24 protein-coding genes and 1 pseudogene are annotated in these 22379 nt (G+C 71.2%); 17 read left to right on the forward strand and 8 right to left on the reverse strand.

The window, feature by feature from the left end:
* Positions 1-3: 3 nt before the first annotated feature.
* The 13 genes from C6Y14_RS26470 to C6Y14_RS26530 are packed head-to-tail and all read left to right on the forward strand — an operon-like array spanning position 4 to position 14599.
* Entirely contained in the window at positions 4-1527 is a 1524-nt protein-coding gene (locus C6Y14_RS26470; RefSeq protein WP_107019338.1) for a right-handed parallel beta-helix repeat-containing protein, read from the forward strand.
* A 1-nt stretch (position 1528) separates the two neighbouring features.
* The gene (locus tag C6Y14_RS26475) at positions 1529-2764 is read left to right on the forward strand and encodes a hypothetical protein (protein WP_107019339.1); all 1236 of its coding nucleotides are present in this window, start codon (positions 1529-1531) and stop codon (positions 2762-2764) included.
* A gap of 8 nt (positions 2765-2772) precedes the next feature.
* Entirely contained in the window at positions 2773-4047 is a 1275-nt protein-coding gene (locus C6Y14_RS26480) for a glycosyltransferase (RefSeq protein ID WP_107019550.1), read from the forward strand.
* A complete protein-coding gene (locus tag C6Y14_RS26485) occupies positions 4044-5300 on the forward strand; it encodes a class I SAM-dependent methyltransferase (RefSeq protein WP_107019340.1) in 1257 nt (418 codons plus the stop codon). The genes C6Y14_RS26480 and C6Y14_RS26485 overlap by 4 nt, the downstream gene beginning before the upstream one ends.
* Positions 5301-5313: 13 nt before the next feature.
* The gene (locus tag C6Y14_RS26490) at positions 5314-6123 is read left to right on the forward strand and encodes a glycosyltransferase family protein (protein WP_107019341.1); all 810 of its coding nucleotides are present in this window, start codon (positions 5314-5316) and stop codon (positions 6121-6123) included.
* Positions 6120-6797 (forward strand): PIG-L deacetylase family protein, encoded by a 678-nt coding sequence (locus C6Y14_RS26495; protein ID WP_107019342.1) that lies wholly within the window; start codon positions 6120-6122, stop codon positions 6795-6797. Before C6Y14_RS26490 ends, C6Y14_RS26495 begins: the two co-directional genes overlap by 4 nt.
* Before the next feature lie 3 nt (positions 6798-6800).
* Positions 6801-7826: an NAD-dependent epimerase/dehydratase family protein gene (locus C6Y14_RS26500; RefSeq protein ID WP_107019343.1), complete on the forward strand. Its 1026-nt coding sequence runs from the start codon at positions 6801-6803 to the stop codon at positions 7824-7826.
* Entirely contained in the window at positions 7823-9097 is a 1275-nt protein-coding gene (locus C6Y14_RS26505; RefSeq protein ID WP_107019551.1) for a DUF4910 domain-containing protein, read from the forward strand. Before C6Y14_RS26500 ends, C6Y14_RS26505 begins: the two co-directional genes overlap by 4 nt.
* 5 nt (positions 9098-9102) lie before the next feature.
* Positions 9103-10425: an MATE family efflux transporter gene (locus C6Y14_RS26510; protein WP_404828839.1), complete on the forward strand. Its 1323-nt coding sequence runs from the start codon at positions 9103-9105 to the stop codon at positions 10423-10425.
* Positions 10422-11369, forward strand: a complete 948-nt coding sequence (locus tag C6Y14_RS26515; protein ID WP_107019345.1) for a glycosyltransferase family 2 protein — start codon at positions 10422-10424, stop codon at positions 11367-11369. The genes C6Y14_RS26510 and C6Y14_RS26515 overlap by 4 nt, the downstream gene beginning before the upstream one ends.
* 41 nt (positions 11370-11410) lie before the next feature.
* Complete coding sequence (locus C6Y14_RS26520; RefSeq protein WP_107019346.1) at positions 11411-12679, forward strand: polysaccharide pyruvyl transferase family protein; 1269 nt, start codon at positions 11411-11413, stop codon at positions 12677-12679.
* A complete protein-coding gene (rfbC, locus tag C6Y14_RS26525) occupies positions 12676-13227 on the forward strand; it encodes a dTDP-4-dehydrorhamnose 3,5-epimerase (protein WP_107019347.1) in 552 nt (183 codons plus the stop codon). Before C6Y14_RS26520 ends, rfbC begins: the two co-directional genes overlap by 4 nt.
* 34 nt (positions 13228-13261) lie before the next feature.
* Complete coding sequence (locus C6Y14_RS26530; RefSeq protein WP_107019552.1) at positions 13262-14599, forward strand: glutamate-1-semialdehyde 2,1-aminomutase; 1338 nt, start codon at positions 13262-13264, stop codon at positions 14597-14599.
* Positions 14600-14611: 12 nt separating this feature from the next.
* Here the strand turns inward: C6Y14_RS26530 and C6Y14_RS26535 are convergent, their stop codons facing one another.
* From C6Y14_RS26535 to C6Y14_RS26545, 3 genes and pseudogenes are all read right to left on the reverse strand, one after another.
* A complete protein-coding gene (locus tag C6Y14_RS26535; RefSeq protein ID WP_225891290.1) occupies positions 14612-15298 on the reverse strand; it encodes a phosphatase PAP2 family protein in 687 nt (228 codons plus the stop codon).
* Between the two features lie 10 nt (positions 15299-15308).
* The gene (locus C6Y14_RS26540) at positions 15309-15521 is read right to left on the reverse strand and encodes a DUF397 domain-containing protein (RefSeq protein ID WP_107019348.1); all 213 of its coding nucleotides are present in this window, start codon (positions 15519-15521) and stop codon (positions 15309-15311) included.
* A pseudogene (locus C6Y14_RS26545) lies at positions 15518-15796 on the reverse strand (Scr1 family TA system antitoxin-like transcriptional regulator); the annotation flags it as partial. The pseudogene C6Y14_RS26545 and the gene C6Y14_RS26540, both read right to left, overlap by 4 nt.
* Between C6Y14_RS26545 and C6Y14_RS44610 the strand changes: the two are divergent.
* Positions 15744-15908, forward strand: a complete 165-nt coding sequence (locus C6Y14_RS44610; RefSeq protein ID WP_199854883.1) for a hypothetical protein — start codon at positions 15744-15746, stop codon at positions 15906-15908. The pseudogene C6Y14_RS26545 and the gene C6Y14_RS44610 overlap by 53 nt on opposite strands.
* A gap of 444 nt (positions 15909-16352) precedes the next feature.
* Entirely contained in the window at positions 16353-17225 is an 873-nt protein-coding gene (gene bdeA, locus C6Y14_RS26550; protein ID WP_199854880.1) for a bis(hydroxyethyl) terephthalate hydrolase, read from the forward strand.
* Positions 17226-17283: 58 nt separating this feature from the next.
* On the opposite strand, the gene C6Y14_RS26555 is transcribed toward bdeA, so the two are convergent.
* The 5 genes from C6Y14_RS26555 to C6Y14_RS26575 all read right to left on the reverse strand — a co-directional run bounded on the left by C6Y14_RS26555 (position 17284) and on the right by C6Y14_RS26575 (position 21360).
* Positions 17284-18396 carry a DNA polymerase III subunit beta family protein gene (locus tag C6Y14_RS26555; RefSeq protein WP_107019349.1) on the reverse strand — a complete coding sequence of 371 codons (1113 nt, stop codon included), beginning with the start codon at positions 18394-18396 and terminating at the stop codon, positions 17284-17286.
* Between the two features lie 107 nt (positions 18397-18503).
* Complete coding sequence (locus C6Y14_RS26560; protein WP_107019350.1) at positions 18504-18896, reverse strand: N-acetyltransferase; 393 nt, start codon at positions 18894-18896, stop codon at positions 18504-18506.
* Entirely contained in the window at positions 18893-19618 is a 726-nt protein-coding gene (locus C6Y14_RS26565) for an NADPH-dependent F420 reductase (RefSeq protein ID WP_107019351.1), read from the reverse strand. Before C6Y14_RS26565 ends, C6Y14_RS26560 begins: the two co-directional genes overlap by 4 nt.
* The gene (locus tag C6Y14_RS26570) at positions 19615-20712 is read right to left on the reverse strand and encodes an LLM class flavin-dependent oxidoreductase (RefSeq protein ID WP_107019352.1); all 1098 of its coding nucleotides are present in this window, start codon (positions 20710-20712) and stop codon (positions 19615-19617) included. Before C6Y14_RS26570 ends, C6Y14_RS26565 begins: the two co-directional genes overlap by 4 nt.
* Positions 20713-20892: 180 nt before the next feature.
* The gene (locus C6Y14_RS26575) at positions 20893-21360 is read right to left on the reverse strand and encodes a MarR family winged helix-turn-helix transcriptional regulator (RefSeq protein WP_107019353.1); all 468 of its coding nucleotides are present in this window, start codon (positions 21358-21360) and stop codon (positions 20893-20895) included.
* A gap of 185 nt (positions 21361-21545) precedes the next feature.
* On the opposite strand from C6Y14_RS26575, the gene C6Y14_RS26580 reads away from it, so the two are divergent.
* Positions 21546-21854 (forward strand): GNAT family N-acetyltransferase, encoded by a 309-nt coding sequence (locus C6Y14_RS26580; protein WP_107019354.1) that lies wholly within the window; start codon positions 21546-21548, stop codon positions 21852-21854.
* A gap of 40 nt (positions 21855-21894) precedes the next feature.
* The gene (locus C6Y14_RS26585; protein WP_107019355.1) at positions 21895-22305 is read left to right on the forward strand and encodes a (4Fe-4S)-binding protein; all 411 of its coding nucleotides are present in this window, start codon (positions 21895-21897) and stop codon (positions 22303-22305) included.
* Positions 22306-22379 lie beyond the last annotated feature (74 nt).

Below are 22379 nucleotides of genomic sequence, written 5' to 3' on the forward strand. Positions count from 1 at the left end.
CACGTGCGATTCAAGTGGCGGAGGCGGGCGTTGCCGGTGGCGGCGCTGGCCGTGCTGGCGACCGGGTGTGTGAGCACGCCGGGCCCCCCGTCGGAGCCGACCGCCGCGCCGTCCACGTCCGGCGCCCGGTCCGTGGCCGGGGTGTGCGCCAAGCCCGCGGCCGGACCGGCGAAGGCACCGGCGGGAGCGGTGACGGTCGACCCCGCGAAGACCGGTGACCTGGCCGCCAAGACCAAGAACAGCCCCGCGAACACCACGTTCTGGCTCAAGCCGGGCACACACCGCCTCGAAGCGGACCGCTACGCCCAGGTCATCCCCAAGAAGGGCAACCGCTACCTCGGTGCGCCGGGTGCGGTCCTCGACGGCCGCAGGACCAACCAGTACGCGTTCGGCGGCACCGCCCGTGACGTCACCATCAGCCATCTCACCGTGCAGAACTTCGTCGCGCCGCACGACGAGGGCGTGGTCAACCACGACTCCGCCGACGGATGGGTGATCGAGCACGCCACGATCCAGCGCAACTCCGGCGCGGGGCTGATGGCCGGAGCCCGCCAGCAGGTCCGCGCCAGCTGTCTGCGCGCCAACGGCCAGTACGGCATGAACGCGTACAAGGCCGGCGGCCCCCTCAAGGACCTGGTCGTCGAGGGCAACGAGATCACGGGCAACAACACCGGTGACTGGGAGCGGCGGCGGGAGGGCTGCGGCTGCACCGGAGGCGTCAAGTTCTGGGCCGTCGACGGCGCCGACATCCGCGGCAACTGGGTGCACGACAACCGTGGCGCCGGACTGTGGGCGGACACCAACAACAACGACTTCCGTATCGAGAACAACGTCCTTGAGGACAACGACGGCGCCGCGCTGATGTACGAGACCAGCTACAACGCGGTCATCCGGAAGAACACGATCCGGCGCAACAACTGGGTCGAGGGGCGCGAGTACGCCGAGCGCGGCGACAGCTTCCCCTTCGCGACCGTCTATCTGTCCGAGTCCGGCGGCGAACCCCGGGTCCACGCCCGCACCGACAAGATCGAGATCTACGGGAACGTGCTGGAGGACAACTGGTCCGGCATCACCTTGTGGGAGAACGCCGACCGGTTCTGCAACAGCCCCGCCAACACCTCCTCCGGCGACTGCACCCTGCTGATGCGGGACACCGACCGCTGCAAACGGCCCGCGATCGCCAAGGCACCGCTCTACGGGGACTGCCGGTGGAAGACCCAGCGCGTGGACATCCACGACAACCGCTTCACGCTGGACAAGTCCGTCGTCAAGTGCACGGCGAAGTGCGACCGCATGGCGGTGCTGTCCAACTACGGCACCTACCCCAAGTGGTCGCCGTACAAGGGCGAGAAGGTCGCCGAGGCGATCACCCGCAAGCAGCACAACCGCTGGCACGACAACGTGTACGTCGGACCCTGGCAGTTCGTCGTCCACGACCCCAGCCGGGTGCTCGACTTCGGCCAGTGGCAGGCCACGCCCTACCAGCAGGACACCGGCAGCACCCTCGACCCGCGGGCCGGTGGCTGAGATGACCGAGGACCTGCGCAGCGGCACACCGAAACTCGTCGGCGTCGTCTGGGGCCTGCTGATCCTCAACACGCTGGGCTCCGCCGGGGCGAAGACCATCGTCCCGCTGCCGCGCTCGCTCATCCAGCTGGTCACCATGGGCGCGCTGGTCGCCGCGTTCACGCTGGCGCTCGCGCTCAATCTCCGGCTGCGTATCCGGCCCAGCGCCTTCGTGCTCCTGCTCACCCTGCTGCTGGTGCCCAGCCTGATCTCCAGCCTGCAACTGGAGTCCGGGCTGGGTGCCCTGTTCCGCTGCACCCGGCTCGCTCTCTTCGTCGCCACCCTGTGGCTGCTCAGCCGCTGGTGGAACGGTGACCTGACCTTCGTACGGCACCACATCCGCATGTACTTCGCGGTGCTCGCGTCCGTCGCGGCCGGACTGGTCGTCTCCCCGGGCGCGGCCATGCCCGAGCTGTACGGCGGACGGCTGGTCGGCGCCCTGTGGCCGCTCACCCCGCCGCAGATCGGCCAGTACGCCGCGGTGATCATCGGGCTGACCGTGCTGCTCGTGCTGGGCCGCCGGGCCGACCGCACCAGCGCGACGGTCGTCATCGTGCCCTCGCTCGTCCTGCTCGCGCTCACCCACACCCGTACGGCCACCATCGGCATGCTCATCGGTCTTGTGCTGGCGATCGGCTCACTCGTGCTGACCAGCGCCGCCGCCCGCCGCTTCTTCACCTGGGCGGTGCTCGTCGCCGTGGTGGCCGCGGTGGGGTTCGCCTCCGCGCTGCGGACCTGGTTCCTGCGCGGCCAGAGCCAGGAGAACCTCACCAGCCTCACCGGCCGGGCCAAGGTGTGGGACGCGCTGCTGGCGGAACCCCGGACGACCGGGGAGAAGCTGTTCGGAATGGGCCTGGGCGACAAGTCCTTCGGCGGACTGCCGATCGACAACAGCTGGCTGGCCGTCTACCACGAGCAGGGCTGGATCGGCGTCACCCTCGTCGCGGCCGTCTTCGCCGTGCTGGGCGGGGTCGCGCTGCTGCGCCCGCCGTCACTGCCGAGAGCCTGCGCGATCTTCCTGATCAGCTACTGCGCGATCGCGTCGTACACCGAGGCGGGCCTCGGCGACGCCTCGCCGTATCTGCTCCATCTGGCCCTGGCCGCCTCGCTGTTGGCGGTACCCGCCCCGCCCGCGCCGCCATTGAAGCCAGTGGTCCCCAGACGACATGTCCCGCGCTGGGCCAAGGAAGGGAGGTGACCTCGACCATGCGTGTCCTCGTGGTGCACAACCGCTACAACTCGGCGCAGCCGAGCGGGGAGAACAACGTCGTGGACCAGGAGGCCGAGCTGCTGCGCGCGGCCGGTCACCGGGTCGAGGTGTTCGAGCGGCGCAGCGACGACATCGCCGGCCGCTCCCTGCTGGGCAAGGGCGCGCTGCCGCTCCTGGTGCCGTGGAACCCGGCGGTCCGCTCGGAGCTGGCCGACCGGCTGCGTACCGAGAGGCCGGACGTGGTGCACATCCACAACGTCTTCCCGCTCCTGTCGCCCGCGGTGCTCGCCGCCTGCGCCGACGCGGACGTGCCCGCCGTGGCCACGCTGCACAACTACACGCAGGTCTGCCCGCCCGGCACGCTCCAGCGGGACGGCAGGCCGTGCACCGAGTGCGTCGGCTCGTCGCCGCTGCCCGCCGTCCGGCACGGCTGCTACCGCGGCTCCCGGCTCGCGACGGTACCGCTCGCGGTCAGCCTGTCGGTCAACCGGCGGCGCTGGTGGTCAGGGGTGGAGCGCTTCTTCTGCATCTCCGCCGCGCAGCGCGACGTCCTGGTGCGGTCCGGGATGCCCGCCGAACGCCTCGCGGTGAAGCACAATTTCGTGCCCGAACCGGACGCCCGCCGCACGGGCCCCGGCGAGCATGTGCTCTATCTGGGCCGCCTCGCGGAGGCCAAGGGCGTACGGCTGCTGATGGCCGCGTGGGACGAGCTCGCGGCGGCCGGCGGGGTGGGCGTACCGCTGATGATCGCCGGCACAGGACCGCTGGAGGCCGAGGTGAGCGCCTGGGCGGCGGACCGTGACGACGTGCGGTACGTCGGCCTGTACGACCCCGCCCAATGCCGGCAGGCCATCGCGCGGTCGGTCGCCGTGGTGGCCCCCTCGACCTGGCTGGAGGCGTTCGGCCTGGTCGTCGTGGAGGCCATGGCGGCCGGGGTCCCGACCGTGGCCGCCGCACACGGCGCGTTCGTCGAACTCGTCGAGGACGGGGTGAGCGGGCTGCTGCACCGGCCGGGCGACCCCGCCTCGCTCGCCTCCTGCCTGCGCCGGATCACGGCCGAGCAGGAGCGCAACCAGGAAATGGGCCGGGCGGCCCGACGCCGGTACGAGCAGGGCTTCAGCCCGGCCGTCGGCCTCGAACGCCTGGTGGAGGGGTACCGCTCCGCGATCGCGGGCCGGTCCGGCGGCGGGGACGGCCCGCCGCCGCTACGTGAGGGAAACACTGGCTCGCGCCGGGGGCACCGGCGCGAGCGGGATGGGGGCAGTAGATGACACGATGCCGACTCTGCGGCTCGGCGGCGCTCGAAAGCGTCGTCGACCTGGGAGCGACCCCGCCGTGCGAGAGCTTCCTCGCCGCGGGACAACTGGACGAACCGGAACCGGCGTACCCGCTGCACCTGCGGGTGTGCACCGACTGCTGGCTCGCGCAGATCCCGCCGCTGATCACCCCGGAGGACACGTTCAAGGAGTACGCGTACTTCTCCTCCTTCTCGACCTCCTGGGTGGAGCACGCGCGGACGTTCGTCGCCGACGCCGTGGAGCGGGTGGGCCTCGGCCCCGACGCCTTCGTGGTCGAGGTCGCGAGCAACGACGGCTATCTGCTCAAGCACGTGGTGGACCGGGGGATCCGCTGCCTGGGCATCGAGCCGTCGGTGAACGTCGGCGCCGCCGCACGGGACGCGGGCGTGCCCACGCTCACGGAGTTCCTGTCCCCGGAGACCGGCGCCGCCGTCAGCGCCGAGCACGGCCCGGCGGACCTCGTCGTCGCCAACAACGTGTACGCGCACATCCCCGACGTGGTCGGCTTCACCCAGGGACTGCGCGCCCTGGTCGCCGACGACGGCTGGGTCTCCATCGAGGTGCAGCACCTGCTGACCCTCATCGAGGACAACCAGTACGACACGATCTACCACGAGCACTTCCAGTACTACACGGTCGCGTCCGCGATCCGGGCCCTCGCCAGCGGCGGACTCGCTCTCGTGGACGTCGAGTTGCTGCCCACGCACGGCGGGTCCATCCGGCTCCATGCCCGCCCCGCCGAGGTGGCGGGCGAGCCGTCGCAGCGGGTGGCCGACGTCCTGGCCAGGGAGAAGGCCGCCGGGCTCCAGGAGCTGTCCGGGTACACCGAGTTCTCCGCCCGGGTCGCCAAGGTCCGCCGGGACCTGTTGAAGTTCCTCATCGAGGCCGCCGAGCGCGGCGAGACCGTCGTCGGCTACGGCGCCCCCGGCAAGGGCAACACCCTGCTCAACCACTGCGGCATCCGGCCCGACCTGCTCGCCTACACCGTCGACCGCAACCCGTACAAGCACGGCAGGTTCACCCCGGGCACCCGTATCCCGATCCTGGCGCCCGAGCAGATCGCCGCCGACAAGCCGGACTACGTGCTCGTCCTGCCGTGGAACCTGCGCACCGAACTGGTCGAGCAGCTGTCCTTCGTGCACGAGTGGGGCGGCCGGCTGGTCTTCCCCATACCGGAACTCAGCATCGTCGTACCGGAACTCAACGCCGTCGAGGACGCGTCGTGAAGGAGATTGCAGCATGAAGGTCGTTCTGTTCTGCGGCGGTTACGGACTGCGCATGCGCAACGGAGCCTCCGACGACACGCCCAAGCCGATGGCCATGGTCGGCCCCCGGCCGCTGATCTGGCACGTCATGCGCTACTACGCGTACTTCGGACACACGGAGTTCATCCTGTGCCTCGGCTACGGGGCCCACCACATCAAGGACTTCTTCCTCAACTACGAGGAGACCACGTCCAACGACTTCGTCCTGCGCCAGGGACAGACCGAGCTGCTGTCCACCGACATAGCCGACTGGACGATCACGTTCGCGCAGACCGGCATCGAGTCACCGATCGGGGAGCGGCTGCGCCGGGTACGGCACCACCTCGACGGCGACGAGATGTTCCTCGCCAACTACGCCGACGTGCTCACCGACGCACCCCTGCCCCAGATGATCGACCAGTTCGCCCGCCGCGACGCGGGCGCGTCGATGATGGTGGTGCCGCCGCAGTCCTCGTTCCACTGCGTCGACCTCGGCGAGGACGGCCTGGTGGGAGGCATCACCGCGGTCAGCGACATGCCGCTGTGGGAGAACGGCGGCTACTTCGTGCTCCGCCAGGAGATCTTCGACCACATCCCGGAGGGCGGCGACCTGGTCGCCGACGGCTGCGCCCAACTGGCCAAGCAAGGACGGCTGGTGGCGCACCAGCACCGCGGCTTCTGGAAGCCGACCGACACCGTCAAGGAGAAGGCCGCGCTCGACGAGGCCTACGCCCGGGGCGACCGCCCCTGGGCCGTCTGGGAACAGGACGGCGCACGGGCGGGCACCAGAGTGGGCAGCGCGTGATCGGCCTCGGGTCCGGACGCCTGGACCGGATCGTCGCGGTCGGCGCGCACTGCGACGACATCGCCATCGGCGCCGGCGGCACCCTGCTGACCATGTGCCTCGCCCGGCCCGGCCTGCGCGTCGACGCCCTGGTCCTCACCGGCGGCGGCAGCGAACGCGAACAGGAGGAACGGGCCGCGCTCGAAGCCTTCTGCCCCGGCGCCGACCTGCGGCTGACCGTGCTCAAACTGGCCGACGGCCGGCTGCCCGCGCAGTGGGAGGAGGCCAAGGCCGCCGTCGAGGAACTGCGCGCGCGCACCGACCCGGACCTGGTCCTCGCACCGCGGACCGACGACGCGCACCAGGACCACCGCGGCCTGGCGCGACTGCTGCCCACCGCCTTCCGTGACCACCTCGTACTGGGCTACGAGATCGTCAAGTGGGACGGCGACCTCGGCCGGATGGCGGCCTACCAGCCGCTGACGCCGGACACCGCCGAACAGAAGGTGCGGCTGCTGCAGGAGCACTATCCCTCGCAGCGCCACCGGCCCTGGTACGACCGCGAGGCCTTCCTCGGCCTCGCACGCATCCGCGGCATCGAATGCCACGCCCGCTACGCCGAGGCGTTCGCCGTCCACAAACTCACGCTCGACCTGGGCACTTGTGACCCGGGCACTTCACCACTGGGGGAATGAACCTTGCGCGTACTGCTGACCGGCCACCAGGGCTACCTGGGCACCGTGATGGCCCCGGTCCTCGCCGCCGCCGGGCACGAGGTCGTCGGTCTCGACGCCGGCCTGTTCGCCGACTGCGTCCTCGGCCCGCAGCCCGACGACCCGCGGGGGCACCGGGTGGACCTGCGCGACGTCACGGCCGAGCACGTGGCCGGCGTGGACGCCGTGATCCACCTGGCCGCGCTCTCCAACGACCCGCTGGGAGCGCTGGCGCCGGACCTCACCTACGACATCAACCACCACGCCTCCGTACGACTGGCCCGGCTGGCCCGCGAGGCCGGGGTGCGGCGCTTCCTGTACGCGTCCACCTGCTCGGTCTACGGCGCGGCCGGCGGCGGCGAACTCGTCGCCGAGGACGCCCCGTTGCGCCCCGTGACGCCGTACGCGGAGTCCAAGGTTCGGGTCGAGGACGACCTGCACGCACTCGCCGACGACGACTTCAGCCCCGTGTTCATGCGCAACGCCACCGCCTTCGGCTACTCGCCCCGGCTGCGCGCCGACATCGTGCTGAACAACCTCGTGGGCCACGCGCTGCTGTCCGGCGAGGTGCTGGTGCTCTCCGACGGCACGCCCTGGCGCCCGCTGGTGCACGCCGCCGACATCGCCCGCGCCTTCACGGCCGCGCTGACCGCGCCCCGACAGGCCGTGCACGACCGCGCGTTCAACATCGGCAGCGAGGTCAACAACGTCACGGTCGCCGAGATCGCCGACCAGGTCGCCGAGGCGGTGTCCGGCGCGAAGGTGCGGATCACCGGCGAGAACGGCGCAGACCCCCGCTCGTACCGCGTGGACTTCGCCCGTTTCCGCGCCGCGATCCCCGGCTTCGAATGCGAGTGGACGGTCAAGCAGGGGGCCCACGAACTCGCCGACGCCTACCGCAAACACGGGCTGACCAAGGAGGACTTCGACCGGCGCTTCACCCGCCTCGCCGTACTGCGCGCGGCCTCCGAGGCGGGCTCCGTCGACGACACCCTGCGGTGGCGCCGATGAGCACGCCCGGTGAGGAGATGCACGCGCTGGTGGAGCGGCTGTACCCGCTCTGCCGGAGCATCACGGGCGACGGGGTGCGCGCCACCCTGGACATCGTCAATGAGCACGTTCCTCTGCAGGTGCACGAGGTGCCGACCGGGACGCAGGTGCTCGACTGGACGGTCCCGCAGGAGTGGAACATCCGGGACGCCTACATCGCCGACGGCACGGGCAGGCGGGTCGTCGACTTCGCCGCGTCCAGCCTGCACGTGCTCGGCTACAGCGTGCCGGTGTCCGCCACCATGCCGCTGTCCGAGTTGCGCGAGCACCTGTACACGCTGCCGGACCAGCCGAACCTGGTTCCTTACCGCACGAGTTACTACGAGCCGAAGTGGGGCTTCTGCCTGTCCCAGGAGATCCTGGACGGGCTGCCGGACGGCGACTACGAGGTACGTATCGACTCGACGCTCGCCGACGGACACCTCACCTACGCCGAGCACGTCGTGCCGGGGCAGGTCTCCGACGAGGTGATCGTCTCCTGCCACGTCTGCCACCCGTCGCTGGCCAACGACAACCTGGCGGGCGTCGCGGTGGCGACGTTCCTGGCGCGACAACTGGCCGAGGAGACGCCGTACTACACCTACCGGTTCATCTTCGCGCCCGGCACCGTCGGGGCGATCAGCTGGCTGGCCCGCAACGCCGAGCGGATCGAGCGCGTCAAGCACGGGCTCGTACTGGCCTGTGCGGGTGACTCGGGTCAGCTGAACTACAAGCAGAGCAGGCGCGGCGACGCGGAGATCGACCGCGTGCTGCGGCATGTGCTGACCGCGTCCGAACGCCCGCACCGGATCCACGAGTTCACCCCGTACGGCTACGACGAGCGGCAGTACTGCTCACCCGGGTTCAACCTCGGCGTGGGTTCGCTCAGCCGGACCCCGTACGCCGGATACCCCGAGTACCACACCTCGGGGGACAACCCGGACTTCGTCACCCCGGAGGCGATGGAGGACACCCTCGCCGTCTGCCGCGAGGCGTTCGGCGTGCTCGACCGCAACCGCAGCTACGTCAACCTCAGCCCCTACGGCGAACCACAGCTGGGACGGCGCGGGTTGTACGACTCGCTCGGTGGCCGCAGCGACGCGAAGCAGGCCCAGATGGCCATGCTCTGGGTGCTCAGCCTCTCCGACGGCGAGCACAGCCTGCTGGACGTCGCCGAACGGGCGGGGCTGCCGTTCGACACCGTCGTCGTCGCGGCCGACGCCCTGCACGGCGCCGGGCTGATCAAGGCATGACGCCGTTGGCCACCGAGGGGGAGAACACGCCGGTACCGGCGGACCGGGCCACTGACGGCGGCCGGTCCGCCGAGCAGTCCGCCAGGAAGGGCATCGTCGGACGGCTGTCCTGGGGACTGGCCGACCAGGCGGCCTCCAGCATGACCAACTTCGCGGTGGGCATCTACGTGGCACGCTCGCTCGGACTGACCGCGTTCGGCGTGTTCAGCCTGGCCTGGCTGACCTACGGCGTGGTGCTCAACGTCGCCCGGGGGCTCGCCACCGACCCGCTCGTCGTGCGCTTCAGCGGCGTACCGGAGGCGTCGTGGCGGGCGGCGGCGGCCCGCTCCTCGGGCGCCGCGCTCGGGGTGGGCGCGGCCCTCGGCGCCGTGTGCCTGCTGGTCGGGCTCGGCCTCGGCGGGCGCGTGGGACCGGCGTTCCTCTCCCTCGGTGTCGTCCTGCCCGCGCTGCTCCTCCAGGACGCCTGGCGGTTCGCGTTCTTCGCCGCGGGCGCCGGCCGGAAGGCGTTCCTCAACGACCTCGTGTGGGGGGTCGCGCTCGTCCCGGCGATGGTGATCGCGGCCCGCGTGGACACCGTCGCCGCTTTCGTCCTCGCCTGGGGCGCGTCCGCCGCGGTGGCCGCGGTCTACGGCTGCTTCCAGTCCGGCATCCGGCCCCGGCCGGCCGAGGCACGCGGCTGGCTGCGCGAGCAACGCGACCTCGGCTACCGGTACTTGGTGGAGAACGTCAGCCTCAGCGGGGCCAGCCAACTGCGCGCGTACGGGCTCGGTGCGATCGTCGGTGTCGGCGCGGTGGGCGCGGTCCGGGGCGCGGAACTGCTCCTCGGCCCGTTCCTCGCCCTCCTCATGGGCCTTTCCCTGGTCACCGTCGCGGAGGCCGCCCGCGTCCTGCGGCGGGCCCCGCACCGGCTGGCCAAGTTCTGCCTCTTCCTCGGCGGCGGACAGGCCGTCGCCGCGCTGCTGTGGGGCGCGGCCCTGCTGCTGATGCCGGACCGGGCGGGCGAGTTCGTGCTCGGCGACGTCTGGAACTCCGCGTCGCAGCTCATCGTGCCCGCCACGCTCGGCGTCGCGGGCGCCGGACTCGGCAGCGGCGCGGCGGCCGGGCTGCGCGCGCTCGCCGCCGCCCGCCGCAGCCTGCGCTGCCAGCTCTTCGCCTCCGCCTGCTATGTCGGCGGCGGCCTCGGCGGAGCCGCCCTGGCCGGCACGGTCGGCTCGGCCTGGGGCGTCGCCGCCGCGACCGTCTGCGCCTCGGCCGTCTGGTGGCTCCAACTGCGGTCCGCGCTGCGCGAGCGCGCCCACCATCCCATTCCCGAAGTGAGGACCTCATGACCGCCCACCCCAGGCTGAGCGTCGGCCTGCCCGTCTACAACGGCGAGGAGTACCTCGCCGAGTCGCTCGACGCCCTGCTCGGCCAGACGTACGAGGACTTCGAGCTGGTCATCTCCGACAACGCCTCGGCCGACGGGACCCAGGACATCTGCCGCGAGTACGCCGCTCGGGACGCGCGCATCCGGTACATCCGGCTGCCCCGGAACATCGGCGCCGCGCCGAACCACAACTACGTGTTCACCGAGTGCCGCGGCGAACTGTTCAAGTGGGCCTCGCACGACGACCTGTACGCCCGCGACCTGCTGAAGGCCTGCGTCGAGGCCCTGGACGAGCGCCCCGACGTGGTCCTCGCGCACAGCGGCCAGGCCGTCATCGACGAGGACGGCAAAGTCAAGGTCCCCTACGAGTACGGGCTGGCCACCGACTCGCCGCACGCGCCCGAGCGCTTCCGCAGCCTGCTGTTCGAGCCCGGCGGCGACGACTTCTACGGAGTGATGCGCGCCGACATGCTGCGCCGGGTGAAGCCGCACGACAGCTACCACCACGCGGACCGCACCTTCGTCGCCGAGATCACCCTGCACGGCCCCTTCCACCAGGTGCCGGAGCTGCTGTACTTCCGCCGCGACCACCCCACCCGCGCCGAGCGGGCGAACCCCTCCAAGCGCTCCCGCTGCGTCAATCTGGACCCGCGCCGGGCAGGTCTCCTACACCCGACGCCCCGGCTGCTCGCCGAGTACGTCTGGGGCTTCGCCTCGTCGATCCGGCGGGCGCCGCTGTCCCCGGCCGACCGGCGCGCCTGCTACCGCCATCTGGCCTCGTGGATGACCAGCCGGGCCCGGCCGGGCACCGGCGAGCGGGTCGAGGACCGCGCTCCGGTCGACCCGGGCCGCTACGACGTCTCCGTGGACGCGGTCGTCGCCGGCCGCGAGGGCAGGCGGGCATGAAGCCCGAAACCGGGGTGCCCGGCGCGTCCGGAGTGCCTGGGATGTCTGGGGCGCCTGGGGGCGAAACCCCGGTGCGGGTAGGGGTGTTCGGCCTGCTCGGCTCCGGCAACCTCGGCAACGACGGATCGCTGGAGGCCGTACTCGGCTACCTCCGTACCGCGCACCCGGACGCGGCCGTCGACGCGCTGTGCGGGGGCCCCGAGGTCGTCGAGGCCCGGTACGGGATCCCCGCGACGCGGCTGCACTGGTACCGCGGCGAGTACCGGACCGCGTCACGCCTGGGCGCGATCGCGGGGAAGGGCCTCGGCAAGCTCGTCGACGTCTTCCGCACCGCCGCCTGGGTGCGCCGCCACGACGTGGTGATCGTGCCGGGCATGGGCGTCCTGGAGGCCACGCTGCCCCTGCGGCCGTGGGGCTTCCCGTACTCCCTCTTCCTGCTCTGCGCGAGCGGCAGGGTGTTCGGCACGCGGGTCGCGCTGGTCGGCGTCGGCGCCGCCGCGATCGCCGACCGGCCCACCCGGGCCCTGGTGCGCTGGTCGGCGCGGCTGGCCGCGTACCGGTCGTACCGGGACGTCCTCTCGCGGGAGGCGCTGCGGGAGATGGGCGTGGACACCGCGCGCGACGAGGTCTACCCGGACCTCGCGTTCGCCCTGCCGACGCCGCAGCCCGCACCGCAGCCGAGGGCGTCCTCGGAACAGCCTTCGGACACCCCGGGCCCGGGTACGGTCTGCGTCGGTGTCATGGACTTCCACGGCGGCAACGACGACCGCGCCCGCGCCGAGGAGATCCACCGCCGCTACCTCGACGGGACCACCCAGGTCGTCCGCGCGCTGGCCGAGGACGGCAGACCGGTCCGGCTGCTCACCGGCGACGAGTGCGACGCGTCGGTGGTCACCGCGATCCTTGACGCGGTGGACTCACCGCTGGTCACCGCCTCCGAGGCGTCCTCACTTGCCGACCTGATGAAGGAGATGGCGGCGGCCGACACCGTCGTGGCGACCCGCTACCACAACCTGGTCTGCGCGCTGAAGGTCGGCGCACCGACGCTCGCCCTCAGCTACGCGGCGAAGAGCGACGCGCTGATGGGCCGCATGGGTCTCGACGCGTACTGCCACCCGGCCCGCGAGGTCGACGCCGACCGGCTCCTGCGGCAGTTCCGGGAGCTGGAGCGCAGCGCGCCCGAGGTCCGGCGGACCCTCACCGAGCGGAACCTGCTGGCCACCCGCCAACTCGACCACCAGTTCACCGCGTTGACCGCGGCCCTGTTCCCGGCCGCCCACCCTGCACACGCCCTGCGGAAGGCCTCATGAAAGCGACCGAAGTCCCGGCGATCGCCGGAGCGTACCTGTTCGAGCCGACGCCGTACGCCGACGAGCGCGGCTTCTTCTGCCGCACCTTCGACGCCGACGTGGTCCGCTCGGTGGGCCTGGACCCGAACGCCTTCATCCAGGACAGCGTGTCCCGCTCGGTCCGGGGCGTCCTGCGTGGCCTGCACCTGCGCTCCGGTGCGGGCGAGGCCAAGCTCGTGCGCTGCTCGTACGGGGAGATCTTCGACGTCGTCGTGGACCTGCGGCCGGACTCGCCGACATACCGCAACGTGGCGTCGTTCGAGCTGTCGGGCGAGACGCAGAAGACCCTCTACATCCCGGCGGGCTGTGCGCACGGCTTCCAGGCGCTGACCGAGACCACCGACACCTCCTACCGCATCGACCGCCCGCACGATCCGGCCGAGGACGTGACGATCGCCTTCGACGACCCCGAACTCGGCATCCCCTGGCCACTGCCCCCCACCTCGATGTCCCAGCGGGACCGGGAGGCGCCGAGCCTCGCCGAGGTCCTGAAGCAGAGAGAGAGCTGAAGCCACCGTGGACACCGAGGACATTGAAGGCAGCGTGGACACCGAAGACATGGGGTCGGAATTCTCCCTGCCCCGGTCGCGGCTGGCCAACGAGCGGCTGCACGCCCTGATCCCCGGCGGCGCGCACACGTACGCCAAGGGCGACGACCAGTACCCCGAGCACCTGGCGCCGGTCATCGACCACGGCCGCGGCGCCCACGTCTGGGACGTCGACGGCAACCGCTACATCGAGTACGGCTCCGGTCTGCGGTCGGTCAGTCTCGGCCACGCCCATCCGCGCGTGATCGAGGCGGTACGCCGCGAACTGGACCGCGGCAGCAACTTCGTACGGCCGTCCGTCGTGGAGGTCGAGGCGGCGGAACGCTTCCTGGCCACCGTGCCGACCGCCGAGATGGTGAAGTTCGCGAAGAACGGCTCGGACGCCACCACCGCCGCGATACGCCTCGCCCGCGCGGTCACCGGCCGCCCGCGCGTGGCCATCTGCGGCGACCACCCCTTCTTCTCCACGGACGACTGGTTCATAGGCACCACACCCATGGCGGCCGGCATCCCGGCGGCGACCACCGACCTCACGGTGGCATTCTCGTACGGGGACCTGGCTGCCACGGAGGAGTTGCTCACCCGGCACCAGGACGAGATCGCCTGCCTGATCCTCGAACCCGCCACCCACACCGAACCGCCGCCCGGATACCTCGCCGGCCTGCGCGAACTGGCCGACCGGCACGGCTGCGTCCTGATCTTCGACGAGATGATCACCGGCCTGCGCTGGTCCGAGGCGGGCGCCCAGGGCCTGTACGGAGTCACCCCCGACCTCTCCACGTTCGGCAAGGCGCTGGGCAACGGGTTCGCCGTCTCCGCGCTGGCCGGGCGCCGCGACCTCATGGAGCGGGGCGGGCTGCGCCACTCCGGCGAGCGGGTGTTCCTGCTGTCCACCACCCACGGCGCGGAGACGCACTCACTGGCCGCGGCCATGGCGGTCCTCACCACCTACGTCGAAGAGGGCATCACCGCGCGACTGCACGCCCTCGGCGAGCGGCTGGCCGCCGGTGTCCGCGAGGCCGCGGCCGGTATGGGCGTCGGCGACCACGTCGTCGTACGCGGCCGGGCCAGCAACCTGGTCTTCGCCACCCTCGACGAGAAGGGGCAGCCGTCGCAGGAGTACCGCACCCTGTTCCTGCACCGGCTCCTGGCGGGCGGGGTGCTCGCCCCGTCGTTCGTGGTGAGCAGCGCGCTCACCGACACCGACATCGACCACACCGTGGACGTGGTGGCCCAGGCGTGCGCGGTGTACCGCAAGGCGCTGGACGCGGGCGACCCCACACCCTGGCTGACCGGACGCCCGGTGAAGCCGGTGTTCCGCCGCTTGGCGTGACAGCACACGACGTCAGCGGTGCTCAGGCTGACCGGGCGGGCGACGGCGGTCGCCCGCCCGGTCGATCACCCAGGCCGTCGCCGGTACCACTGTGAACGCGCTGCACCAGCCGCCGAGAACGTCGGTCGGATAGTGCGCGCCCAGGGCGACCTGCGCCCAACCCATGGCGGCGCCCGCCACCAGTCCTGCGGCGAGCACGAGCAGCATGCCGCCCGCCCGGCCGAGACCGGACCGGCCGACCGCGAGCAGCGCCACGACGACCGCGAGCGCCGTGAGAAAGGCGGTGTGCCCGCTCGGGTAGGACAGGTTGTCGGGGCCGTGGATGGTGCGCCCCACCAGCGACTTGAGGAGTGTCGCCACCACGACGGTGACGCCGACCGCGACCACGACGAACACGGCGGCGCGAGTTCGCCGACGGAGCAGACAGCCCGCCACGGCGACCAGGATGAGCGCCGCCGCTCCGACGGGCTCGCCGAGGAAGTCGACGGCGAGCGCGACACCCCGCCATGGCGCCCGGACGCTGTCGTCCGTGGGCTCGACGAACCACCGGTCCACGGCGCCAGGCTGGGTGTGCCCGGCGTACATGACGCCGAGCGCGGCGACGACGAGGGCGGCGAGGACCGCGATCACCCCGAGCCCCGCGCGCAACGACTGGGGCAGCACCGCGGGCGTCGGGCGGGTATCGGTGTCTAAGGCCACCCTTGTCACCCTAGCCAACGAGGGGTCGCGCCAAACCGCCTATGAAAGCGGCCCAATCGCCCCGGCCGACCCGCAGTACGGCCGCGTCACTCACGACTTTCGAGTCCCGAACGTACACAGCCTCCGGCCCGGCAGCCACTTCTACGCAGTTGCCGCCGTCCGAACCGCTGTAGCTGCTCTTGAACCAGCGCAGCCCGTCCACGGATGCCTGCTCCACGCTCATGCCTCTCCAACCAGCCGTTCGATGAGCCGCGCAGACTCGACGCCGTTCAGAGCCCGCGACCGCAGCTTTCCATACCGCAGCCCGAAGGCACTGACCACTGCGGGGTCGTGCACGACGGACCCGACTTCCTGGGACTCGATGTAGCCGAGGTGCTGGTGCTCCTTGGTCTCCAACACCACGAACGGCCCGTTCAGGCCCGGGTGGAACCCGCACTCGGCAGGCATGACCTGGACTTCCACGTTCCGCGACGTACGCACCTCAAGCAGGTGCCGCCAGGCCACGACACCACAGCCCACGGACGAGACCTCGGGTCGCGGTCTGCTCCTCGTCGAGACCTACGCGGAGGACCTCTGGCGACCAGTGTCCTCCGCCCCGCCGCGCGGCTGAGCGAGTGCGCGTAATACGCCGTACTACGCCGCAGCCGTCGACGACACCGGCGATATCACCGATGGCGTGGAGCCGGAGCGGCTCTATGGTGATGCTGCTTCAGGCGGTTCGGGCCCCCACGGCCCGGTCGCAGGTCGTCCTTCGGATTCATTTCGCACGCAGCACCGTGCACCGCCCCAACGCGCCATCCGAGACAACCTCGTTGCTTCCGTGACGTGACGCCGCGTCCTTCGACTCGCGTCGGACACGGCCGGGCAGGCCGGGGCTCGACCAGCCACGGGCACGCCCGACCAGCCATGCGCAGGGCACGCACCACCGGAGTCACCGCTCCCGTGTCACCCACGGAACCTGGTGAAAGGACCGATCGTGCAAGCATCCCCCACACCCAGATCCACCTCCGTACCCACCTACTCCGCGCGGGCGGAGCGGGCGCCCCGCCGCCGACTGCGCGGCCGGCTCGCCGCGCTGTCGGCCACGGCCGCACTGCTCGCCGGTCTGACCACCTCCCTCACCGGTGTCGCCGACGCCGCGGACAACCCGTACGAGCGCGGACCGGCGCCGACCAACGCCAGCATCGAGGCCGCCAGGGGCTCGTACGCCGTCTCGCAGACGACCGTGTCCCGGTCCAGCGTGAGCGGTTTCGGCGGCGGGACCGTCTACTACCCGACGAGCACCAGCGACGGCACGTTCGGAGCGGTGGCGATCTCGCCCGGATTCACCGCCTCGCAGTCGTCGGTGTCGTGGCTCGGCCCCAGACTGGCCTCCCAGGGCTTCGTCGTGATCACCATCGACACCCTCAGCACCCTCGACCAGCCGGCCGCCCGCGGTGGCCAACTGCTGGCAGCGCTCGACTACTTGACGCAGAGCAGCAGCGTACGTACCCGGATCGACAGCACCCGGCTCGGTGTCATGGGGCACTCCATGGGCGGCGGCGGCTCGCTCGAAGCGTCCAAGGACCGGCCGTCGCTGCAGGCCGCCGTCCCGCTCACGCCGTGGAACACGGACAAGACCTGGCCCGAGGTGCAGACGCCCACCCTGATCGTCGGAGCGGACGGTGACACGGTCGCGCCGGTGTCCTCGCACGCCGAACCCTTCTACACCAGCCTGCCGTCCGGGCTGAACCGCGCGTACCTGGAGCTGAACGGCGCCTCGCACTCCGCCCCGACCTCGTCCAACACCACGGTCGCGAAGTACAGCCTGTCGTGGCTCAAGAGGTTCATCGACAACGACACCCGCTACGAACAGTTCCTGTGCCCGCTGCCCGCGGCGAGCACGACCATCGAGGAGTACCGCGGCAACTGCCCGCACACCGGCTGACTCGAAGCCGAAGCCGACCTGTCCGCCGACCTGCTCAGCAGGTCGGCGGACACGGAGCCTAGTTCTCCAGTCGGACCGGCATCAGGAGCGAGAAGGCGTCCTCGTCGTCGGGCCGGCGGATCACGAGCGGAGCCGTCGGCGCACCCAGCTCCAGGACCAGCTCGTCCCGGGCCCCGGCGGTGAGCGCGTGCAGCAGGTACTCGCGATTGACACCGACGTTGTCCCGATCGTCGGCACCGTGGTCACCCTCGTCGCACACGACCACGTTTCCGTCCTCCGTCACCCTGAGCACACTGAGGTCCTGGGGCTCGCGGTCCGCCTCCCCGGCCTCACTCGTGCGGACAGGACCGTTCTCCAGCGCCGCGCGGAAGGACTCCGTATCGATGCGGACCCGGCGACCGGCCGGGAGGTTGACGAGGCGACGGTAGTCGGGGAACTCATGGCCGAGGACCTGCCCGGCGGTCTGCCGGTCCCCGGCCTCCAGCGTGACGCGGTCACCGTCCACCGCGAGCTGGACACGTTCGCCGCCGGTCAGCAGCGCCCGCATCGCGTCGGCGAGCGGAAGAGGCACGAGCACCTGCGTCCGGGGCCCGTCGTGCCCGGCGATGCGCGCTCGTGCGACGGCCATCCGGTAGCGGTCGGTGGCCACCAGACGGATGCCGTCACCTTCGATGTCGAACAGGACGCCGGCGAGCATCGGCAGTTCCGGGTCGGAGCCGGCCGCGAAACGGACCGTGTCCAGCGCCGCGGCCAGCTCCAGCGTCGACGCGGACACCCGGGTGGCAGCGGCAGCAGCGGCAGCGGTGGGGGTACGGAGCGAGGTCAAGGGGTTCTCCCGTTGGTCGAGTAGGGCTCGGAGCGTGGAGAACTCACCGCGGGCCTCGGACAGCCCCAGTTCGAGACGGCGCAGGTGGGCCTCAAGGAGCCCGCGCACCAGATCGGTGTCCGCGCCCGCCCACCCGGCCAGCACCAGCCGGATGTCCGCCAACGGCATGGCCGCCCGGCGCAACCGGGCCAGCAGCCTGGCCTCCTCCAACTGCGCGGGCTCGTACCAGCGATAACCGCTGACGGGGTCCACCCAGGCCGGAACCAGCACCCCGGCACGGTCGTAGAACCGCAGCGCACTCACGCTCAGCCCACCGTCCCGGGCCATCTCCCCGATACTGCGCATCTCGTTCTCCACACCCGGGACTCTGAGCCCTCGACAAGGTCGAGGGTCAACCTGCTCCGAACGCCTCAGCTCTCAGGTCTCCCGCCTCCCGCCTCCCGCCTCCCGCGTCACGCTTCGCCGAGCGTGGCGCGCGTGATGACCCCTATGTCGTCGGCTGTCGGCTGACGGAACTCCCCACCCCTCGCGACGAACGCGTCACCATGCACCCGCAGATGCCGGGCGAACATCGGACACAACGGCACGACAGTGGCAGCCTCGTGAATGCTGTCGGTGAGCGCCTTGCTCACCAGAAGCTCCACCAGTTCACGTCCCCCGAAGTCCTGGCACACATCGGTATGGAAGAAGATCCGCTCCTCGCGTACGCCGGATACGACGACGAAGTCGGCCGTGCCCACGGGTGTCCCGTCGGCGCGTCTCACGTGGTAGGAGCTGATCGGGGCGGCGGGATCGAGCTCGACCGTCAGGGACGCACCGAAGCTGCCGGTTAATTCCTGCGTCATCCGACAAGCCTTGTCGGAGCAGGAGCAGGAGCAGGAGCAGGAGCAGAGGCAGAGGCAGAGGCAGAGGTAGGGACGGGGGCGGGAGCAGCCGTGAGCGTGCGGAGCCGGTCGGCGTCGACATCGGCCCCGAACGCGGGGGTCCCGGGTTCGAGCCGGACACCCGCCGCGAGGTCGCCGATCGCGAGCGGGTCGAACCCGAGTGCGTCGATCAGCGCGGACACGACGGCGAGATCCCCGGGGGAGTCGCCGGCGATCGCGATGGCCTTGCGTCCGGGGACGCCGGCCGGGCGGGTCTCGTCTTCGAGGTCGTGGTAGCCCATGTGGTTGAGGGCTTTCACGACACGCGCGCCCGGCAGGAACCGCTGAACGGCTTCGCTCGACGAGGTGTCGGGCGCAAGGACCGCGGCGCGGGGGCCGTCGACCTCCCACCAGTGGTTCATCGCGTCGATGACCAGCTTTCCCTCCAGCTGCGGAACCGGGAGGTCGCGGTATTTGCCGAGGGGGAGAGCCAGGACCACCACGTCGGCGGCGCCCGCGGCCTGGGCCGGCCACACGGCGGTCGCTCCCGGGGTGAGGATCTTGGTGGTGAGCGCGATCCTGGAGGGGTCACCGGACCCGGAGATCAGGACCCGATAGCTGGCGGCGACCGCCAGACGAGCCAGGACGGTGCCGAGTTTCCCGGCTCCCAGAATCCCGATGGTGGTGGTGACGGGATCGGTCATCGGGCCGCTCCCGCCGCTTTCGCCGTACCCGCCGTGCCTGCCGTACCCGCGGGCTGCTCGGCCAGGAGTTCGCGGACCCGGGGGATGACCTGGGTGCCGTACAACTCGACCGACCGGAGGCGTGCGGAAGCCGAAACGGTCCCGGCGGCGGAGTAGATCATGTCGAACCGGCCCGCGTTGAGCACCCGGACCGCATGCGCGATCTTGGTCGCCACGGTCTCGACCGAGCCGACGTACAGCGACCCGCGGTCCACCTCGGCGTCGAACTCCTCCCGGCGGAGTGGTTGCCAGCCGCGCTGCGCCCCGATCCGGTCGCGGATCTCCTTGTACCCGGGGTGGAAGAGCTCCTTGGCCTCTTCGTCGGTGGCGGCGACGAAGCCCGGCGAATGCATGCCGACCGGCTGTGCGGTCGTGCCGAACTCGGCACTGGCACTCCGGTACAGCTCCACGTAGGGCGCGAACCGGTCGGGGGCGCCGCCGATGATGGCGAGCATGAGCCCGAAACCGTACTGAGCGGTGCGGAGCACGGACTGCGGTGTCCCGCCCACTCCCACCCAGGTCCTGAGGCGTCCCGAGTCGGTCTTCGGGTGCACGTCCGCCTCGTGCAGGGCGGCGCGCGTGGTGCCCTCCCACGTGACCGGCTCCTCGTCCAGGAGGCGATGGAACAGCTCGATCTTCTCCTCGAAGAGCACCTCGTAGTCCTTCAGGTCGTACCCGAACAGGGGGAACGACTCGGTGAAGGAACCGCGTCCGAGGATCACCTCGGCACGGCCGTTGGAGAGCGCGTCGACCGTGGCGAACCGCTGGAACACCCGCACCGGGTCGTCCGAGGACAGTACGGTCACGCCCGAGGCGAGCCGGATGCGCTTCGTGGCCGTCGCGATGCCCGCCAGTACCGTCTCGGGGCTGGAGATCGCGTACTCGGGTCGGTGGTGTTCGCCCAACGCCACGACGTCGATGCCGACCTGGTCGGCGAGGACCGCCTCGGCCACCGCGGCGCGGATCGCCTGCGCGGGCGAGAGGATCATGCTCTGGTCGTTGCGGGGCCGGTCCCCGAAGCTGTCGATACCGAACTCGATCTGCGAGACATCCATCGTGTTCACTCGTCCAACGCTTTCGTCGTGTCGGGGTGCGGTGGCCACCCACGCCACCTCCGCCGATCCAGTCGAGGCGCAAACATGACACCGCTTTGGTTGTCGTGTCAACCAGATCGTGACAAGGTGGGTACGGCTGGACGTCCGGTCCGTGATCCAGGATCCCCGCGCGTGCGCCGGTCAGTCCGGCTGCCGCTCCATGTGGTCGAGGACGCGCTCGCTGAGCCGGCCGAGCGTGCTGAGCTGGCTCGGGGTCAGGGCGTCGATGAACAGGCGGCGTACGTGCTCGACGTGCTGCGGCGCGGCCTCTTCGATCGCCTGGTGCCCGGCCGGGGTGGCGACGATGAACGCGCCGCGTCCGTCGTCGGGGCATTCCTCCCTGGCCACGAGCCCGCGCTTGGCCATCCGCGTGACCTGGTGGGACATGCGGCTCTTCTCCCACTCCACGAGCTTGGCCAGATCCAGGAAGCGCATCCGCCCGCCGCCCCGCTCGGTGAGGCTGACGAGTACGACATAGTCCGAGGCGGACAGTCCGGAGTCGGCCTGGATGCGGCGGGACAACCGCCCTATGAGTTTCTCGTGCATGCGGATGAAGCTGTCCCAGGCGTCCTTCTCTTCCGGGTCGAGCCAGCGCGGCGGTGCGTCCATGAACCGAGTCTAGCGACGTCGTTGAGGCCTCATCCACTGGCGGTGGCGGCGCCGTCACCCGGTGAGGTCGCCTGCCGTTAAGTTGATGCATCAACCTGAGGGAGCTAGGTTGATGTCCCGGCCGACGGGACTTCACCGAGTCCGAGTCGAGCGAGATCGGGCCCCAGGCCACACGAGGAGGACACATGACGGTCGAAGTGATCGACGCACCCGAGGCGAAGCGCTACGAGGCCCGCGTCGACGGCGAGTCCAAGGTGGCGGGCATCGCGCAGTACATCCGTACGACGGAGCTCGTCGCGTTCGTGCACACCGAGGTCGAGGCGGCGTACGAGGGCGCGGGCGTCGGGTCCGCGCTGGCCCGCACGGCCCTGGACGAGGCCCGCGCCGCGAACCTGCGGGTGCTGGCCACCTGCCCCTTCTTCGCGGGCTGGATCAACCGGCACCCCGAGTACCAGGACCTGCTGTACCAGTCCCGCAGCAGGGTCAGTGACTGAGAAGCCGAGCACGGCAGCAACGGCGGCAGTGGAGGCGGGTATGGACGGCGCACCCGAGCGGAAGGCGTACCGGGCGGAGTCGATCACGGTGACCTTCGAGGCCGGGCGCTGCCTCCATGCCGCCGAATGCGTCCATGGCCTGCCCGAGGTGTTCGACACGGCGAAGCGGCCGTGGATCCAGCCGGATGCCGCCACGGCCGAGCGCCTGGCGGAGGTCGTGCGGCGCTGTCCCTCGGGCGCGCTCCGGTACGAACTCGTGGACGGCGGGACGGAAACCCCCGACCGGCCCACCACGATCACCCGCAGTGCCACCGGGCAGCTGACCGTGCGCGGGGAGCTGAGTGTGGACACGCCGCAGGGTGCGCGCGCCGAGACCAGGGCCATGCTGTGCGGCTGCGGACAGAGCCGCCTCCAGCCGTACTGCGACCACGCGGGACCCTGCGGCCGGTGACGTGTCCGGTCGGTGACGTGTCGGGCAGGTGGTGCGTCCGGCCGGTGGTGCGTCCGGCCGGTCGCAGGGCGGGG

The organism is Streptomyces dioscori, from assembly GCF_003024195.1.
Classification (GTDB): Bacteria; Actinomycetota; Actinomycetes; order Streptomycetales; family Streptomycetaceae; genus Streptomyces; species Streptomyces dioscori.